Consider the following 17362-nt stretch of genomic DNA (forward strand, 5'->3'; position numbering starts at 1 on the left):
CCGATACGATTCCTCCTTCCTGGGGCTGACTATTCTTCGCTGAACAAATCGCCGCCGTGCATGTCGATCATTTCCAACGCCTTGCCGCCACCGCGCGCCACGCAGGTCAGCGGATCTTCCGCCACCACGACCGGAATGCCGGTTTCTTCCATCAGCAGGCGATCGAGGTTGCGCAGCAGCGCGCCGCCGCCGGTCAATACCATGCCGCGTTCGGAAATGTCGGAGGCCAATTCTGGCGGGCACTGCTCCAGCGCAACCATCACCGCGCTGACGATACCGGTCAGCGGCTCTTGCAGGGCTTCGAGGATTTCATTGGAATTCAGGGTAAAGCCGCGCGGTACGCCTTCAGCCAGGTTACGGCCGCGCACTTCGATTTCGCGCACTTCGTCGCCCGGATAGGCAGAACCGATTTCGTGCTTGATGCGCTCTGCGGTGGCTTCGCCGATCAGCGAGCCGTAGTTGCGGCGCACATAATTGATGATGGCTTCATCGAAGCGGTCACCGCCGATGCGCACGGAAGAAGAGTACACCACGCCGTTCAGCGAGATCACCGCCACTTCAGTGGTACCGCCACCGATATCCACCACCATGGAGCCGGTCGCTTCGGAGACCGGCAGACCTGCGCCGATCGCCGCCGCCATCGGCTCTTCAATCAGGAACACTTCACGCGCGCCGGCCCCTTGGGCGGACTCGCGGATAGCGCGGCGTTCAACCTGGGTCGCGCCGACCGGCACACAGACCAGCACGCGCGGGCTTGGGCGCATAAAGCTGTTGCTGTGAACCTGTTTGATAAAGTGCTGCAGCATTTTTTCAGTCACGAAGAAATCGGCGATCACGCCGTCTTTCATCGGGCGAATAGCCGCGATGTTGCCGGGGGTGCGGCCCAGCATCTGTTTGGCGTCATGACCGACGGCCGCGACGCTCTTTGGGGAGCCGGCACGATCCTGACGAATGGCAACCACCGAAGGTTCATTCAGTACGATGCCTTGCCCTTTAACATAAATCAGGGTATTGGCGGTACCCAAGTCGATGGACAAGTCGTTGGAAAACATGCCACGAAATTTCTTAAACATAACGAAAGGATAATCCTGCAAGCTGGGGGCGGAAAATAAAATCCGCCTACTTTACCAACCACACGAAGCAGCGACAAGGCGCAAAAACGTTCTACTTCGGTGAAAAATAGTCTGTATTGTTTCTGCTCGAATGCACGGAAATTGGATGAGGCCTGAATTCCCTGAACAAAGGCTCAGTTTACCACCCTGTCAACGCACGAAACGGCGTAACACAGCTCATAAAATCTAACATATTCCCTGATTGCCGCCGATGGTAAGCACCTACCAACGCCAACCAGATAAAAGCTGACAAGAGCCTATCTCAAATAGGCGTCGTTGTCGCAGGCAGATTGGAGAAAACTCCAAAATGACGGGTGACATGGCCCAGATGGATCCGGCGCTCATTCTACGTCAATTTTTGTCCGGCAATCAGCTTAAACACGATAACGACGTGAATATTTTTTACGCCCCGCGTCGATAGGTTCCGGCGATGCGAAAAAGTCGCCCTGCCCGCCGTGGATCCCCCGCTCTTTCAGCGTCTGCCATTCGTTGCGCGTACGTACGCTGGCGGCGAACACCTGAGCACGCGTGCCCGCGCAGGCGCCGGTCAGGCTCTGCACGAACAGCTGGTTTTCGTCCCGCTTATCGATGCTCCGCACCAGCCCCGGGTGGAGCTTGACGATCTCCACCTGCAGCGACTTGATATAGGACGTACTGACCACGGTTAAACCCGCTTTGGACACCGCGAGACGGCAGCCCAGCCCTGACAACAGCCTCAGCACCGGACGCAAACGGTCGATATGTTGACACACATCTGCCTCCGCAAGTTCAATCAGAATTCGCCGACGTTGGCTTTTTTCGCATTGCAACAGCGTATCGCGCAGCCAGCGCTGGAAAGAGCGCTGCAAAATCGAGTCCACGCACAGCGGAAACGCCAGCGTTTCCTCGGGCCACTGCGCCAACAAGGGAATGATGCGGCTCACCTGTTGGCGATCGTAACTCTCCGCCAACCCCAACTGCTGCACCAGCGGCATATATTCCGCCGGCAGCAATTCCTGGGTGCCGTCATAGATCCGGCTCATGATCTCACGATGGTGCACCTCGCCTTCCACGGTCACCGCCGGTTTCTGATACAGCCGCGGGCCGCCGCGCGCCAGCACCTGTTCCAGCAGCGTGCGCCACTTGACGCTGCCGCGCCCCTTTTCCGGCACCTGGCTGTCGTACACATACCACCCGTTTTCGCCCTGCAGCGTAGCGTGGCGCGTCGCCTGCTCCGCATAGTCGATTACCTGCTCGGTGGTTTGACCGCTGCGGTACGCCACGATGCCGATGTGCAGGAAGGCCTCGCGATCGATCAGCGCCGTGGAAGGCAAGGCATCGATGGCGTTGACCAGCTGTGAAGCGATGCCGTCGGCTTCCTTCAGGGTTCGATGCGGCAACAGCACGGTAAAATCGCTGTGGAAGTAGCGCGCCAGCAGCGCCGACGGGTAGCGCATCACGAAGGTAGACAGCAGGTTGACCAGCGAATACATCAGCTCTTGCACCGCCATGCTGCCGTGCGTCTCGCGCAGGGTCTCGAAGTCGGGCAGCCGCACCATCATCACGATGCCGTGCGAGCCTTCATCTTCCAACTGAGTGGTCAATTGATTATCGAAAAACAGGCGATTATTCAGCCCGGTTTTGGCATCCTGCGCGGCGAAGGCGCGGATCAGCGTATCGACCCGGCTGCGCTCTTCCCGCGCTTCCGCCAGATCGGCCAGCAGGCGGTCGAGCGCGCCGCTGACGTTGGCTGGCCACTCACGCACGTCGCCCTGCATGACGTTTTCACGCTCGCCGTTCAGAATGCGCCGCGCACGGCGTTCCAGACGATCTTCGCCGTCGGCCTGCTCACGCAGCCAGCGCAGGCTGAACAGCAAAACCACCACCATGACGACGATCGACAGCGTGACGGCGGCGGTGGATTGCAGCGTGCGCACGTCGCTGGCGAAGGGATCGAGGTAGGTGATGTGCAGCGTACTGCCCGGGTGCTGCAACAGAGTTCGCGAGACCTGACGATAGCCGTTCAGCGCATCCCAGGGCTCTTTTTTCAGCGTCGGCAATTTATAGTCGAGGAGCTTGCTGGTACCGGCCTCTACGCGGATCGACACAATGCCGAGCGGACGCATGACAATCGGCAACCATTTCTCCTGATCGCGCGGCGATTCCTGCAACATGGCTTGATCGAGAGAGGTGACCAGCGAATCAAAGCGGCGCTCCTGGCGATCCTGGGTAACGTAAAAGAAGCTGTATGAGCATCCCATCAGCATCAAAAACATCGCCAGCGCGACCAACAGAGTGATCAATGCAGAGAGTTTGGTGGTAAATCGCATCCCTGTGCCTTGTCCGCTATGGTTAAGTGAGTGTTCACCCTTTAGCTAAAAGGGGCCGTCCAACCCTAACAAGCCTTGCCGAGGAATTAAACCTGCAAGCGCCGTTTTTGTCCTTTATCAGGACTTGGGCCGCTTATTATGCATATAGTCAAATAAATGTGATTCAGCCATTGATAGAAAAGTGTAAACGAGAGGAAGAGTGACATGCGTGCACTGTTATTGGAACAACAAGACGACCAAACTCTGGCTCATATCAAAGATATCGGCAGCGATCGGTTGCCGGAAGGCGATGTCACCGTCGACATCAACTGGTCAAGCCTGAACTATAAAGATGCGCTGGCGATCACCGGCAAAGGCAAGATCGTGCGCAACTTCCCGATGGTGCCGGGCATCGACTTCGCCGGCACCGTGCGCCACAGCCGCGACGATCGCTTCAAAGAGGGGCAAAGCGTGGTGCTCACCGGCTGGGGCGTGGGCGAACACCATTGGGGCGGCCTGGCCGAGCAGGCGCGCGTCTCCGGTGAGTGGCTGGTGCCGCTGCCGAACGGCCTGGATGAGCGCAAGGCGATGATCATCGGCACCGCCGGCTTTACCGCCATGCTGTGCGTGATGGCGCTGGAAGAAGGCGGCGTGCACCCGGACGACGGCGATATCCTGGTCACCGGCGCCAGCGGCGGCGTGGGCAGCACCGCCATCGCCCTGCTGGCGGCGCTGGGGTACCGGGTGACCGCCATCAGCGGCCGCGGCAGCAATACCGAGTACCTGAAAGCGCTTGGCGCCAAAGAGGTCATGTCGCGCGATGGCTATATCGACACGCCGCGTCCGCTGGAGAAACAGCTGTGGGCCGGCGCAGTGGACACCGTCGGCGACAAACTGCTGGCGCGGGTGCTGGCGCAGATGAACTATAACGGCACCGTCGCCGCCTGCGGCCTGGCGGGCGGTTATCAACTGCCGACCACCGTGATGCCGTTCATTCTGCGCAACGTGCGCCTGCAGGGCGTGGATTCGGTGCATACGCCGCTGCACCGCCGCCAAACCGCCTGGGAACGGCTGGCCGGCATTCTGCCGGACAGCTTCTATCAGCAGGCCACGCATGAAATCGCCCTCGAGCAGGCGCCGGCCACCGCCGCCGCACTGCTGAACAACCAAATCACCGGCCGCACCCTGGTGAAAATCCGCTGACCTTCTCCCCCCGGCAACGGGGGGTTCGCCCGCATCTGCGAAATTTCATATTTTCCCGCGCCCCCTCGCTTCCGGCCGGCTTTAACGCCATGCTTATTTCATGAAGACCCGTCAGCCGCTCGCGGACGGCGGGCATCAGTCGCGGAGAGCATAAGCATGAACAAACACCCGAAATTAACCGAGGCCGACGTCACGCCGGAAAGCGTGTTCCACCAGCGGCGCAAGGTGCTGCAGGCGCTCGGCATCACCGCCGCCACGCTGGCGCTGCCTACCGGCGCGCAGGCGGACCTGCTGTCGTGGTTCAAGGGCAACGATCGCCCCAAGGCGCCGCCGGGCAAAGCGCTGGAATTCAGCAAACCGGCCGCCTGGCAGGCGCAGCTGGCGATGACGCCGGAAGACAAGGTCACCGGCTACAACAACTTCTATGAGTTCGGTCTCGACAAAGCCGATCCGGCCGCCAACGCCGGCGGGCTCAAGACCGAAGGCTGGAAAGTGCGCATCGACGGCGAAGTGGCGAAACCGATCACGCTGGATATCGACGATCTGATGAAGCGTTTCCCGCTGGAACAGCGCATTTACCGCATGCGCTGCGTCGAGGCCTGGTCGATGGTGGTGCCGTGGATCGGTTTCGAACTGGGCAAGCTGCTCAAGCTGGCTGAACCGAACAGCAACGCGCGCTACGTGGCCTTCCAGACGCTGTACGATCCGGAGCAGATGCCCGGCCAGAAAGATCGCTTTATCGGCGGCGGCCTGAAATATCCCTACGTCGAAGGGCTGCGGCTGGACGAGGCGATGCATCCGCTGGCGCTGCTGACCGTCGGCGTGTACGGCAAAACTCTGCCGCCGCAAAACGGCGCGCCGCTGCGGCTGATCACGCCGTGGAAATACGGTTTCAAAGGCATCAAATCGATCGTGCATATCCGTTTGGTACGCGATCAGCCGCCGACCACCTGGAACCAATCTGCGCCGAACGAGTACGGTTTTTACGCCAACGTGAATCCGCACGTCGATCATCCGCGCTGGTCGCAGGCCACCGAGCGTTTTATCGGCTCCGGCGGCATTCTCGACGTCAAACGGCAGCCGACGTTGCTGTTCAAAGGCTATGCCGATCAGGTAGCGTCGCTGTATCGCGGCATGGATCTGCGGGAGAATTTCTAAGTGCGCCTGACGCCTGTTCATATCCAATGGCTGAAAGCCGCCCTGCATCTGGCGGCGTTTTTGCCCTTTCTCTGGCTGGTGTTGGCGGTGGATCAAGGCTGGTTCAGCGCCGATCCGTCCAAGGACATTCAGCATTTTACCGGCAGGATGACGCTGAAACTGCTGCTGGCCACGCTGATGATCGCCCCGCTGGCGCGCTATGCCCGTCAGCCGCTGCTGATCCGCTGTCGCCGTCTGGTGGGGCTGTGGTGCTTTGCCTGGGGCACGCTGCACCTGATAAGCTACTCCACGCTGGAACTGGGGCTGAGCAACCTCGGCCTGCTGGGCAGCGAGCTGGTGAACCGCCCTTATCTGACGCTCGGCATCCTCACCTGGCTGATCCTGCTGGCGCTGGCGGCCACGTCAACGCTGTGGGCAATGCGCAAGCTGGGGGCCAAATGGCAAACGTTGCACAACTTCGTCTATCTGGCGGCGATCCTCGCCCCCATCCACTACCTGTGGTCGGTCAAAACATTCTCCCCCCAGCCGTTCATTTACGCGCTGTTGGCGGTGGCGCTGTTGGGCCTGCGTTACAAGAAGTTCCGCGCCTGGTGGCGCTGAATCGCGCGGCGGCGCGCGTTATTGGCGCTGAAAAACGCGCGCCGCCGGCGGGAACTTTTTCTGTGTTCCAGCGCTCATATTCCTGTCACGGATCCCCCAGTTCCTCGATTTGGGGTTGAATATCTTCGCTGATAAGACCAGTATTTAGCTGCGAATTGCTACGATATCGTTATAATGCCCGACCTTGTTTCTGTTCTCAGGGTGAATTTGCCCCTTAACAGGTGACAAATCGGTAACATCGGGTTATTTTCTACGATGATGGTTTTATTGCCGGAGATACCAGCACAATGGCGGATAAGTTTCACATTTTGCTTCTGAACGGCCCCAATCTCAATCTGCTGGGGACGCGTGAGCCGGAGAAGTACGGCAGCACGACGCTGACAGAGATTGTTAACGGATTGGAAAACCAGGCATCCGCATTGGATATTACCCTGAGCCATCTGCAATCCAACGCCGAGCATCAGCTGATCGATCGCATTCATCAGGCGCGCGGCAACACCGATTTCATTCTGATAAACCCGGCGGCGTTCACGCATACCAGCGTGGCGCTGCGCGATGCGTTGCTGGCGGTGCAGATCCCGTTCATCGAGATCCACCTGTCCAACGTGCACGCCCGCGAACCTTTCCGCCATCACTCTTATCTCTCAGACGTAGCGGTAGGCGTGATTTGCGGCCTCGGCGCGGATGGCTACGCTTTCGCTTTACAGGCAGCGGTTAACCGTCTGTCGAAAACCCACTAATTGCTCCACAAAAAGAGTACGGAATCACACTCATGGATATTCGTAAAATCAAGAAACTGATCGAACTGGTTGAAGAATCAGGTATTTCTGAACTGGAAATCTCTGAAGGCGAAGAATCGGTTCGCATCAGCCGTGCCGCACCGGCGCAGGCTTATCCCGTCATGCAGCAGGCTTACGCGATGCCGGCACAGCAGCAGCCAGCCCTGGCTACCGCCGTTGCCACCGCGCCTGCGGCAGAAACCCCTGCAGCACCGGCGGCCGTGAGTGGCCATGTCGTTCGTTCCCCAATGGTAGGCACCTTCTACCGCACCCCAAGCCCGGACGCGAAAGCCTTCGTGGAAGTGGGCCAGAAAGTGAACGCCGGCGATACCCTGTGCATCGTTGAAGCCATGAAAATGATGAACCAGATCGAAGCGGACAAGTCCGGCGTCGTGAAAGCCATCCTGGTGGAAAACGGCCAGCCGGTCGAATATGACGAGCCGCTGGTCGTCATCGAATAACGAGGCGCCCCCATGCTTGATAAAATTGTTATCGCCAACCGCGGCGAGATCGCGCTTCGCATCCTGCGTGCCTGTAAAGAATTGGGCATCAAGACCGTTGCGGTTCACTCCGCGGCCGACCGCGATCTGAAACACGTTCTGCTGGCCGACGAGACCGTCTGCATCGGTCCTGCGCCATCGGTAAAAAGCTACCTGAACATCCCGGCCATCATCTCGGCGGCGGAAATCACCGGCGCCGTGGCGATCCACCCGGGCTACGGCTTCCTGTCGGAGAACGCCGACTTCGCCGAGCAGGTTGAACGCTCCGGCTTCATCTTCATCGGCCCGAGAGCCGAAACCATCCGCCTGATGGGCGACAAGGTTTCCGCGATCAACGCCATGAAAAAAGCCGGCGTGCCGTGCGTACCGGGCTCCGACGGCCCGCTGACCGACGACATGGATAAAAACCGTGCCTTCGCCAAGCGCATCGGTTATCCGGTGATCATCAAGGCCTCCGGCGGCGGCGGCGGTCGCGGCATGCGCGTCGTGCGCAGCGACAAAGACCTTGAGCAGTCCATCAACATGACGAAAGCGGAAGCCAAAGCGGCTTTCAACAACGACATGGTGTACATGGAAAAATACCTGGAGAATCCGCGCCACATCGAGATTCAGGTATTGGCCGACGGCCAGGGCAACGCCATCTATCTGGCCGAGCGCGACTGCTCCATGCAGCGCCGCCACCAGAAAGTGGTCGAAGAGGCGCCGGCGCCGGGCATCACCAGCGAAATGCGTCGCTACATCGGCGAGCGCTGCTCGAAAGCCTGTGTGGAAATCGGCTATCGCGGTGCGGGCACCTTCGAGTTCCTGTATGAAAACGGCGAGTTCTATTTCATCGAAATGAACACCCGTATTCAGGTAGAACACCCGGTTACCGAAATGATCACCGGCGTGGATCTGATCAAAGAGCAGCTGCGCATCGCTGCCGGTCAGCCGCTGTCGATCAAACAGGAAGAAGTGAAGATCCACGGCCACGCGGTAGAATGCCGCATCAACGCCGAAGATCCGAACACCTTCCTGCCGAGCCCGGGCAAGATCACCCGCTTCCACGCGCCAGGCGGTTTCGGCGTGCGTTGGGAATCTCATATCTACGCCGGTTATACCGTACCGCCGTACTATGACTCCATGATCGGCAAGCTGATCACCTTCGGCGAAAACCGTGACGTGGCGATTGCCCGCATGAAGAACGCCCTGGCTGAACTGATCATCGATGGCATCAAAACCAACGTTGAGCTGCAGCAGAAGATCATGAACGACGAAAACTTCCAGCACGGTGGCACCAACATCCACTATCTGGAGAAGAAGCTGGGTCTGCAGGAAACCTAAGGCAGCCACGCAGCATCGTCTGACGAAAGGCCGGTTAATCACCGGCCTTTTTCTTTGGCGCTGCCGCCAGTAACGGCTTGGCAAAACGCCGTCATGCCGTAAAATTCCCTACCTTTGATGAATCCATCACCGTAAACCTATGGGAGACACGGATGGACAAACGCTTTATTCAGGCGCACCGCGAAGCGCGCTGGGCGCTGGGGCTGACGCTGCTCTACCTGCTGGCCTGGGGGCTGGCGGCCTACCTGCCGGACAGCGCCATCGGCGTCACCGGCCTGCCGCACTGGTTCGAAATGGCCTGCCTGCTGGTCCCGCTGCTGTTCACCGGCCTGTGCTGGCTGATGGTGCGCACGGTGTTCCGCGACATTTCGCTGGAGGACAGCGATGCAAACTGAAGTGATCCTGCCGCTGGTCGCCTACCTGTTGCTGGTATTCGGCCTGTCGGTGTATGCCTACAGCCGCCGCCAGAGCGGGAATTTCCTCAGCGAATACTTTCTCGGCAACCGCTCGATGGGCGGCTTTGTGCTGGCGATGACCTTGACCGCCACCTACATCAGCGCCAGTTCGTTTATAGGCGGCCCCGGCGCCGCCTATAAATACGGCCTGGGCTGGGTGCTGCTGGCGATGATCCAGCTACCGGCGGTGTGGCTGTCGCTCGGCGTGCTGGGCAAGAAATTCGCCATCCTGGCGCGGCGCTACAACGCCATCACCCTCAATGACATGCTGTATGGCCGCTACCAGAGCCGCCTGCTGGTGTGGCTGGCCAGCCTCAGTCTGCTGGTAGCGTTCCTCGGCGCCATGACGGTGCAGTTTATCGGTGGCGCCCGCCTGCTGGAGACCGCCGCCGGCATTCCCTACGACACCGGCCTGCTGATCTTCGGCATCAGCATCGCGCTGTACACCGCCTTCGGCGGCTTCCGCGCCAGCGTGCTGAACGACGCCATGCAGGGGCTGGTGATGCTGCTCGGCACCGTACTGCTGCTGGTGGCGGTGATCCACGCCGCCGGTGGGTTGCACAGCGCGGTGGACAAGCTGCAGCAGATCGATCCGGCGCTGGTATCGCCGCAGGGCGGCGATCAAATCCTCAGCCTGCCGTTTATGGCGTCGTTCTGGATCCTGGTGTGCTTTGGGGTGATCGGCCTGCCGCACACCGCCGTGCGCTGTATCTCCTATAAGGACAGCAAGGCGGTGCATCGCGGCATTCTGCTCGGCACCGTGGTGGTGGCGGTGCTGATGTTCGGCATGCACCTGGCCGGCGCGCTCGGCCGCGCGGTCTTGCCGGACCTCAAGATCCCCGATCAGGTGATCCCGACGCTGATGATCACCGTGCTGCCGCCGTACGCCGCCGGGATCTTTTTGGCGGCGCCGATGGCGGCGATCATGTCGACCATCAACGCCCAGCTGCTGCAATCCTCCGCCACCATCATCAAGGATCTCTATCTGGGCGTACGCCCACAGCAGATCCACAACGAGCGGTTGATCAAGCGCTTCTCCAGCCTGACCACGCTGATCCTCGGTCTGCTGGTGCTGCTGGCGGCCTGGCGGCCGCCAGAGATGATCATCTGGCTCAACCTGCTGGCTTTCGGCGGGTTGGAGGCGGTCTTCCTGTGGCCGCTGGTGCTGGGCCTGTATTGGGAACGCGCCAATGCTCAGGGAGCGCTTAGCTCAATGGTGTCGGGTGCGGTATGCTATACGCTATTGGCCAGCTTCAACCTGCAACCGGCGGGGCTGCATCCTATCGTGCCTTCGCTGTTGCTCAGCCTGTTGGCGTTTTATCTCGGTAACGTCGTCGGCGAAAAGCGCCGGGCGGCGTCATCATTACCCTCTTAAAGAGAATTGCTATGCCTTGGATCCAACTCAAACTGAACACCACCGGCAGCCAGGCGGAAGACCTGAGCGACGCGCTGGTGGAAAGCGGCGCCGTGTCGGTGACCTTCCAGGACACCCACGACAACCCGGTGTTCGAACCGCTGCCGGGTGAAACCCTGCTGTGGGGCGATACCGACGTGATCGGCCTGTACGACGCCGAAACCGATATGGCCGAGGTGGTGGCGATGCTGGAACAGCACCCGCTGCTGGGCGCCGGTTTCCGCCACAAGATAGAACAGCTGGAAGACAAGGACTGGGAGCGCGAGTGGATGGACAACTTCCACCCGATGCGCTTCGGTGAGCGCTTGTGGATCTGCCCGAGCTGGCGCGACGTTCCCGATCCCGACGCGGTTAACGTGATGCTCGATCCGGGCCTGGCGTTCGGCACCGGCACCCACCCGACCACCGCGCTGTGTCTGCAGTGGCTGGACGGCCTCGATTTGGCGGGCAAAACCGTCATCGACTTCGGCTGCGGTTCCGGCATCCTGGCAATCGCCGCGCTGAAGCTGGGTGCGGCGCGCGCTATCGGCATCGACATCGATCCCCAGGCCATTCAGGCCAGCCGCGACAACGCACAGCGTAACGGCGTTTCAGAGCGTCTGGAGCTGTATCTGCCGAAAGACCAGCCGGCGGACCTGCTGGCGGACGTGGTGGTCGCCAACATCCTCGCCGGCCCGCTGCGCGAGCTGGCGCCGCTGATTGGTTGCCTGCCGAAGGCCGGCGGTCATCTGGGGCTGTCCGGCGTGTTGGCCAGCCAGGCGAGCAGCGTAGCGGAAGCCTACGAAGAGAAGTTCACGCTCGATCCGGTCGCCGAGCGCGAAGAGTGGTGCCGTATCACCGGCCGCCGCAAGTAAGCGTCACGGTCTATTGCCCCCTCATCCACCGGCCCTGCGCCGGTGGATTTTTTTTGTCCGGCGATCGCCAGACGGACGAGACAAAATTTTATGCAATTTTTTGCCGTTCAACGACGGATCGCCCTGACAATGCGCCTTCCAGACAGGCTATACCAGCAAAAATAGCGGGCGAATGCAGATAATATTCTGCACAAAGGCGAATATTTTGCCGCACACAAAATAAGCACTTTTCGTCAACTTATTGTAAAATATATATAATATTTTTATGAATCGCCGCGTAGCGCATTTTTCGCCCTAATACAGGGCCAATTGGTTAAAGTTTGGCCTTTCATCTCGACGCAAAAATGCGTAATATACGCGCCCTTGCGGACACAGTATGGTCACTCTTTGTCTATGCGCATTGGACACCACCAGCTTACTAATTGCCTGATTGCGGCCCCGATGGCCGGTATTACAGATCGCCCGTTCAGAACCCTCTGTCATGCAATGGGTGCTGGGATGGCTGTATCCGAAATGCTCTCCTCCAACCCGGAGGTGTGGCGGACGGATAAGTCGCGTCTGCGTATGGTGCATAGCGATGAACCAGGGATCCGCTCCGTGCAGATTGCCGGATGCGATCCTGATGATATGGCCGCCGCCGCGCGTATCAACGTGGCCAGCGGCGCGCAGATCATCGATATCAATATGGGATGCCCGGCCAAAAAAGTGAACCGGAAGCTTGCCGGGTCCGCTTTGTTGCAGTACCCGGATCTGGTTAAACGGATCCTCCACGCGGTGGTTGACGCAGTGGATGTGCCGGTAACGCTGAAGATTCGCACCGGCTGGGCGCCAGAGCATCGTAACTGTGTAGAGATTGCCCAACTGGCCGAAGACTGTGGTATTCAGGCCCTGACGATTCACGGCCGAACCCGCGCCTGTCTGTTTAACGGCAACGCGGAATACGACAGCATTCGGGCAGTTAAGCAGAGTGTTTCCATTCCGATTATCGCGAATGGGGATATTACTGACCCGCATAAAGCCAGAGCAGTGCTCGACTACACCGGGGCCGATGCCCTGATGATAGGCCGCGCTGCTCAGGGGAGACCCTGGATCTTCCGGGAAATCCAGCATTATCTGGACACTGGGGAGTTGCTGCCGCCGCTGCCGCTTGGCGAGGTGAAGCGCTTGTTGATTGGGCACATTCGGGAATTGCACGGCTTTTATGGCCAAGGCAAGGGATTCCGGATTGCTCGTAAGCACGTGTCCTGGTATCTCCAGGAACACGCTCCGAATGACCAGTTTCGGCGCACATTCAACGCCATAGAGGATGCCAGCGAACAGCTGGAGGCGTTGGAGGCATATTTCGAAAATCTTAGCGTAAAAAAAGAGCTGACAGAACTATGTTCGAACAACGCGTAAATTCTGACGTACTGACCGTTTCTACCGTTAACTCACAAGATCAGGTGACTCAAAAGCCTCTGCGTGACTCGGTTAAACAAGCACTGAAGAACTATTTTGCTCAACTGAACGGTCAAGACGTAAATGACCTGTATGAGCTGGTACTGGCTGAAGTTGAACAGCCACTGTTGGACATGGTGATGCAATACACCCGTGGCAACCAGACCCGCGCAGCCCTGATGATGGGCATCAACCGCGGCACGCTGCGCAAGAAGCTGAAAAAATACGGCATGAACTGATACTAGTCAGTTAACGTGTTGAAAAGGCGCTTTATCTCATTTGATAAGCGCCTTTTTCTTTGTCTGATTTATGCCTACATTGGCGGGGCTTTGCGCGGAATGCGCTTATCAATATATCCGGCAATGAAATAGCAAATACCCGCCACGGCCGCGACCATCACGGAGCGCTTCCACCCGTCCAACTCCACACCCAGGCTATCCAGCCCGCTCAACACCCCAAACACCAGCAGACCCAAGATAACCGATGCTCTGCCTGTCCAGGTTGGTGAGGGTGTCAATAAACGCCTTACCCAGTGGGATCTCATAGAGCTTCCTCCTTGCTTACGATTGAGTCGCCAATCGATGAAGAATACTCTCACGTTTTACTCGGGGCGACAAAGCGGGGGCATAGGCTCTGGTTTGCGGGCAATAAAAAAGGCCGCAGCGCGGCCCTTGGGGTAAAGCGGAGACCTTATTCGGTCGCTTTGTTCTTGAGGCTTTCCGCCCCTTGCTTGGTCTTGTCCCAAGCCTTCTCCGTACCCTGTTTGGTGGAGTGCCAGGCCTTTTGCGAGCCTTCGCTCACTTTGCTGCCGACGCTGTCGCTCTTGCCTTCGGCGGCGTGCTTGGCTTTCAGCTTCAGCTCTTCACCCTTGTCCTGAGACTGGTGCAGCTTTTCTTTGGCGGTATCCGCCCCTTTATGCGCCTCAGCGACGACCTCGTTGCTGGCGTGAGCGGCGGTGTCGGTCGCAGTTTCAGCAGCGAACACCGGGGAAGCGAGCAGCAGTGCAGACAAGGCAATGATTGATTTCTTCATAAGTCCCTCTTTTCTCAGATACGTGCCATTCGTCATGAAACAAGATGGCATGAAATGCCCCTTGAACGATTTAAGAATAGGACTAAAACCAAAAAAATCGATACAAAATTTTATTACCAACGGTTTTATTGATTTTTTATGCCACCAAGCAGTATGAGCGGGGGAAAGCGCACGAAAAAGTTAAATTTTTCCTGTCACAAAACTATAATTTGTACGAATTTTTAACAAGCACCAACAGGGATGGATTCTATGGTTGCCGCGATCATTATCGGCATTTTTATCATCAGCTTCCTCTACGCACACTCCCGCGGCAAAGAGAAACAAAAGCTTACCCGCCAACTGTTCGATCACTCCACCTTTATGGGGCCGATCAACATGTTTATGACCGGCTTCTCCCGTTTGCCCGCCAAACAGCCCTATTTCGACGAAAAAGGCTTCCCGGAGCTGCAGACGCTGACCGACAACTGGCAGGTGATCCGCGAGGAAGCCGTGCGCTTGCAGGATCACATCAAAAAGGCGCAGTCGCACAACGACGCCGGATTCAACACCTTCTTCAAGCGCGGCTGGAAACGTTTTTATCTGAAGTGGTACAGCGACAGCCACCCTTCGGCGCAAACGCTGTGCCCGAAAACCGTCGAGCTGCTCAACCGCATCCCGTCGGTCAAGGCCGCGATGTTCGCCGAGCTGCCGCCCGGCAGCCATTTAGGTAAACACCGCGATCCTTACGCCGGCTCGGTGCGCTACCATCTGGGGCTGATGACGCCCAACGACGATCGCTGCTTCATCGAGGTCGATGGCGAGCAGCACAGTTGGCGTGACGGCGAGGCGGTGATCTTTGATGAAACCTACGTGCACTGGGCGCAGAACGCCACCGATCAGACGCGCATCATTCTGTTTTGCGACGTCGAACGGCCGATGAAATGGCGCTGGGCGCAGGCGGTCAACCACTGGGTCGGCGCCACGCTGATGTCGGCAGCCAGCTCGCCGAACGACGATCAGGACCGCACCGGCGGCATCAACCGCATCTTCAAGTACGTCAACGCAGTGCGCGATGCCGGCCAACGCCTGAAAGCGCGCAACCGCCGTGGTTACTACCTGCTGAAGTGGCTGGTGATCGTCGCTATTTTCGCCGCCATCATCCTCCCCAGCCTGTAAACCGTCGCCAATCGTCAACACAGGGGCAACGCGAATGAGAATATTCGCATGCCCCTCTTCCGCCACACCCCGTACCCTGTGTTAACATACACGTTCCTAGAGCCGCCTCCGCTGGCCAACAGCTATCCCTCCGAAGCCTGATAGCAGCGCAAACCGCCCTTCGAATGTAAATGTTTAGTCAATTATGGAATTCCGACTAAACCCTGGCCGTACCTGGGTGTCTGAGTAGTCGTATCGCTATCGAGTGGAACCTTTATATGCGTTACAGCTTGCTGCCCCTTTTAACGTATAAAAAGAGTTTCTATGAAATCAGCCAAAGCATTTCAACTGGCCTTGCTGCACCCGCGCTACTGGTTAACCTGGTTCGGCCTCGCCCTGCTGTTCCTGCTGGTCCAGCTCCCCTACCCGTTGCTCAATCGGCTGGGAGTGTGGATGGGGCGTACCTCGATGCGATTTCTCAAACGCCGCGTCACCATCACTCGTCGCAACCTCGAGCTGTGTTTCCCCGAGATGGACGAAGCGCAGCGCGAGCGCAAGGTGGTGGGCAACTTCGAATCGCTCGGCATGGGCCTGTTGGAAACCGGCATGGCCTGGTTCTGGTCGGATAAACGCGTCAAACGCTGGTTCAACGTCTCCGGCATCAACCACCTCAAAATGGCGCAGCGCGACGATCGCGGCGTGCTGGTGATCGGCGTGCACTTCATGTCGCTGGAGCTGGGCGGCCGGGCAATGGGCCTGTGCCAGCCGATGATGGCGATGTACCGTCCGCACAACAATAAAGCGATGGAGTGGGCGCAGACCAAAGGCCGCATGCGTTCCAACAAGGCGATGATCGACCGCAAAGATCTGCGTGGCATGGTGCACGCGCTCAAGCGCGGCGAGGCGGTATGGTTCGCGCCGGATCAGGACTACGGCCCGCGCGGCAGCGTATTCGCCCCGCTGTTCGCCGTCGATCAGGCCGCTACCACCAGCGGCACCTTTATGCTGGCGCGCATGGCCAACCCGGCGCTGGTGCCGGTGGTGCTGATCCGCCGCGAAGGCGGCCGCGGCTACGACCTGCTGATCCAGCCGGCCCTGGAAGACTATCCACTCAGCGACGAACAGGCGGCGGCGGCTTACATGAACAAAGTGATCGAGAAAGAGATCATGCGAGCGCCGGAGCAATACATGTGGCTGCACCGCCGTTTCAAAACCCGACCGGCTGGTGCGCCCTCGCTGTACTGACTTTTTTTTCAGCCCGGCCAATGCCGGGCTTTTTTGTGCGCCACCTTTAAAAAACGGCGGCTCGACACTCTACTTTCCTGTAATCTCCTTCTTTACCCGCACAGGAACGGAAATGATGAAAGCTCAAGTTCGCATTGCTCTGGTCGGTGATTACAACCCGCAAGCCGTGGCCCATCAGGCCATCCCCGTGGCGCTCCAGCTCACCGCCGCCCATCTCGATATTGACGTGCAGCCCCAGTGGCTACCGACCGAAACCTTGATCTCCCCCGAAACGCTGCAAAATTTCGACGCCATCTGGGTGGTGCCAGGCAGCCCGTATCGTTACGACGACGGCGCCTTTATGGCGATCCGTCATGCGCGGGAAAACGACGTGCCGTTCCTCGGCTCCTGCGGTGGTTTTCAATACGCCATCGTCGAATACGCCCGCAACGTGATGGGCTGGCACGACGCCGGCCATGCGGAAACCGACAGCGGTGGCCGGCTGGTGATCGCCCCGCTGAGTTGCTCGCTGGTGGAAAAAACCGGCGACATCGTTTTTCAGCCCGACACCCGCGTCGCACAGGCCTACGGCAGCCTGAACACCCATGAAGGCTACCACTGCAACTTCGGCGTGAATCCGGAATTCGTCGCCGATCTTGAGCGCTTCCCGCTGATCATCAGCGGCCACGACAGCGAAGGCGACGTGCGCGCCATCGAACTGCCGGGCCGGCGTTTTTACGTCGCCACGCTGTTCCAGTCGGAACGCGCCGCGCTGCGCGGCGAGCTTTCACCGCTGGTGGTGGAACTCGTCAAAACAGCCGCCAACGGGTAAAAAAAAGCCCTCCTGCG

The 17362-nt window shown here is 58.9% G+C and carries 17 protein-coding genes; 14 read left to right on the forward strand and 3 right to left on the reverse strand.

What is annotated here, in order from left to right:
* Positions 1 to 29: 29 nt before the first annotated feature.
* A complete protein-coding gene (mreB, locus tag ACJ8IL_RS08865) occupies positions 30 to 1073 on the reverse strand; it encodes a rod shape-determining protein MreB (protein WP_003855260.1) in 1044 nt (347 codons plus the stop codon).
* Positions 1074 to 1486: 413 nt separating this feature from the next.
* Positions 1487 to 3421, reverse strand: coding sequence for an RNase E specificity factor CsrD (csrD, locus tag ACJ8IL_RS08870; RefSeq protein WP_025304421.1), 1935 nt, complete (start codon positions 3419 to 3421; stop codon positions 1487 to 1489).
* A 204-nt stretch (positions 3422 to 3625) separates the two neighbouring features.
* Here csrD and acuI point away from each other — a divergent pair, with 204 nt between their 5' ends.
* The 11 genes from acuI (at position 3626) to fis (ending at position 13362) form a co-directional block, all read left to right on the forward strand.
* A complete protein-coding gene (gene acuI / locus ACJ8IL_RS08875; protein WP_260515755.1) occupies positions 3626 to 4603 on the forward strand; it encodes an acrylyl-CoA reductase (NADPH) in 978 nt (325 codons plus the stop codon).
* A gap of 156 nt (positions 4604 to 4759) precedes the next feature.
* A complete protein-coding gene (gene msrP, locus ACJ8IL_RS08880; RefSeq protein ID WP_442516505.1) occupies positions 4760 to 5761 on the forward strand; it encodes a protein-methionine-sulfoxide reductase catalytic subunit MsrP in 1002 nt (333 codons plus the stop codon).
* Positions 5762 to 6361 (forward strand): protein-methionine-sulfoxide reductase heme-binding subunit MsrQ, encoded by a 600-nt coding sequence (gene msrQ / locus ACJ8IL_RS08885; RefSeq protein ID WP_060434680.1) that lies wholly within the window; start codon positions 5762 to 5764, stop codon positions 6359 to 6361.
* Between the two features lie 287 nt (positions 6362 to 6648).
* Positions 6649 to 7101: a type II 3-dehydroquinate dehydratase gene (aroQ, locus tag ACJ8IL_RS08890; protein WP_004936891.1), complete on the forward strand. Its 453-nt coding sequence runs from the start codon at positions 6649 to 6651 to the stop codon at positions 7099 to 7101.
* Between the two features lie 32 nt (positions 7102 to 7133).
* Entirely contained in the window at positions 7134 to 7601 is a 468-nt protein-coding gene (accB, locus tag ACJ8IL_RS08895; protein ID WP_004936889.1) for an acetyl-CoA carboxylase biotin carboxyl carrier protein, read from the forward strand.
* A 12-nt stretch (positions 7602 to 7613) separates the two neighbouring features.
* Complete coding sequence (accC, locus tag ACJ8IL_RS08900) at positions 7614 to 8963, forward strand: acetyl-CoA carboxylase biotin carboxylase subunit (RefSeq protein WP_019453177.1); 1350 nt, start codon at positions 7614 to 7616, stop codon at positions 8961 to 8963.
* Positions 8964 to 9115: 152 nt separating this feature from the next.
* Positions 9116 to 9358, forward strand: a complete 243-nt coding sequence (locus ACJ8IL_RS08905; protein WP_025304424.1) for a YhdT family protein — start codon at positions 9116 to 9118, stop codon at positions 9356 to 9358.
* Complete coding sequence (panF, locus tag ACJ8IL_RS08910; protein WP_049208301.1) at positions 9348 to 10793, forward strand: sodium/pantothenate symporter; 1446 nt, start codon at positions 9348 to 9350, stop codon at positions 10791 to 10793. Before ACJ8IL_RS08905 ends, panF begins: the two co-directional genes overlap by 11 nt.
* Before the next feature lie 11 nt (positions 10794 to 10804).
* Positions 10805 to 11686 carry a 50S ribosomal protein L11 methyltransferase gene (gene prmA / locus ACJ8IL_RS08915; RefSeq protein ID WP_016930246.1) on the forward strand — a complete coding sequence of 294 codons (882 nt, stop codon included), beginning with the start codon at positions 10805 to 10807 and terminating at the stop codon, positions 11684 to 11686.
* Positions 11687 to 12079: 393 nt separating this feature from the next.
* Positions 12080 to 13084 carry a tRNA dihydrouridine synthase DusB gene (gene dusB / locus ACJ8IL_RS08920; protein WP_025304426.1) on the forward strand — a complete coding sequence of 335 codons (1005 nt, stop codon included), beginning with the start codon at positions 12080 to 12082 and terminating at the stop codon, positions 13082 to 13084.
* Entirely contained in the window at positions 13066 to 13362 is a 297-nt protein-coding gene (gene fis / locus ACJ8IL_RS08925) for a DNA-binding transcriptional regulator Fis (protein WP_000462905.1), read from the forward strand. The genes dusB and fis overlap by 19 nt, the downstream gene beginning before the upstream one ends.
* 451 nt (positions 13363 to 13813) lie before the next feature.
* On the opposite strand, the gene ACJ8IL_RS08930 is transcribed toward fis, so the two are convergent.
* On the reverse strand, positions 13814 to 14155 hold the full coding sequence (locus ACJ8IL_RS08930) for a hypothetical protein (protein ID WP_016930249.1): 342 nt from the start codon (positions 14153 to 14155) through the stop codon (positions 13814 to 13816).
* Between the two features lie 249 nt (positions 14156 to 14404).
* Between ACJ8IL_RS08930 and lpxO the strand changes: the two genes are divergently transcribed.
* From lpxO to ACJ8IL_RS08945, 3 genes are all read left to right on the forward strand, one after another.
* Entirely contained in the window at positions 14405 to 15310 is a 906-nt protein-coding gene (lpxO, locus tag ACJ8IL_RS08935; protein ID WP_025304427.1) for a lipid A hydroxylase LpxO, read from the forward strand.
* A gap of 303 nt (positions 15311 to 15613) precedes the next feature.
* A complete protein-coding gene (lpxP, locus tag ACJ8IL_RS08940; RefSeq protein WP_016930250.1) occupies positions 15614 to 16534 on the forward strand; it encodes a kdo(2)-lipid IV(A) palmitoleoyltransferase in 921 nt (306 codons plus the stop codon).
* A gap of 112 nt (positions 16535 to 16646) precedes the next feature.
* Positions 16647 to 17345 (forward strand): CTP synthase C-terminal region-related (seleno)protein, encoded by a 699-nt coding sequence (locus ACJ8IL_RS08945; RefSeq protein WP_169540440.1) that lies wholly within the window; start codon positions 16647 to 16649, stop codon positions 17343 to 17345.
* Positions 17346 to 17362 lie beyond the last annotated feature (17 nt).

The organism is Serratia sp. CY47444, assembly GCF_052168635.1.
GTDB classification, from domain to species: Bacteria; Pseudomonadota; Gammaproteobacteria; order Enterobacterales; family Enterobacteriaceae; genus Serratia; species Serratia bockelmannii.

Bases quoted from the DNA above. Each gene is read 5' to 3' on its own strand.
- aroQ (WP_004936891.1), top strand. From the start codon at position 6,649: ATGGCGGATAAGTTTCACATTTTGCTTCTGAACGGCCCCAATCTCAAT.
- accB (WP_004936889.1), top strand. From the start codon at position 7,134: ATGGATATTCGTAAAATCAAGAAACTGATCGAACTGGTTGAAGAATCA.
- csrD (WP_025304421.1), bottom strand. From the start codon at position 3,421: ATGCGATTTACCACCAAACTCTCTGCATTGATCACTCTGTTGGTCGCG.
- lpxO (WP_025304427.1), top strand. From the start codon at position 14,405: ATGGTTGCCGCGATCATTATCGGCATTTTTATCATCAGCTTCCTCTAC.
- ACJ8IL_RS08930 (WP_016930249.1), bottom strand. From the start codon at position 14,155: ATGAAGAAATCAATCATTGCCTTGTCTGCACTGCTGCTCGCTTCCCCG.
- dusB (WP_025304426.1), top strand. From the start codon at position 12,080: ATGCGCATTGGACACCACCAGCTTACTAATTGCCTGATTGCGGCCCCG.
- fis (WP_000462905.1), top strand. From the start codon at position 13,066: ATGTTCGAACAACGCGTAAATTCTGACGTACTGACCGTTTCTACCGTT.
- ACJ8IL_RS08945 (WP_169540440.1), top strand. From the start codon at position 16,647: ATGATGAAAGCTCAAGTTCGCATTGCTCTGGTCGGTGATTACAACCCG.
- msrP (WP_442516505.1), top strand. From the start codon at position 4,760: ATGAACAAACACCCGAAATTAACCGAGGCCGACGTCACGCCGGAAAGC.
- prmA (WP_016930246.1), top strand. From the start codon at position 10,805: ATGCCTTGGATCCAACTCAAACTGAACACCACCGGCAGCCAGGCGGAA.
- ACJ8IL_RS08905 (WP_025304424.1), top strand. From the start codon at position 9,116: ATGGACAAACGCTTTATTCAGGCGCACCGCGAAGCGCGCTGGGCGCTG.
- accC (WP_019453177.1), top strand. From the start codon at position 7,614: ATGCTTGATAAAATTGTTATCGCCAACCGCGGCGAGATCGCGCTTCGC.
- panF (WP_049208301.1), top strand. From the start codon at position 9,348: ATGCAAACTGAAGTGATCCTGCCGCTGGTCGCCTACCTGTTGCTGGTA.
- acuI (WP_260515755.1), top strand. From the start codon at position 3,626: ATGCGTGCACTGTTATTGGAACAACAAGACGACCAAACTCTGGCTCAT.
- lpxP (WP_016930250.1), top strand. From the start codon at position 15,614: ATGAAATCAGCCAAAGCATTTCAACTGGCCTTGCTGCACCCGCGCTAC.
- mreB (WP_003855260.1), bottom strand. From the start codon at position 1,073: ATGTTTAAGAAATTTCGTGGCATGTTTTCCAACGACTTGTCCATCGAC.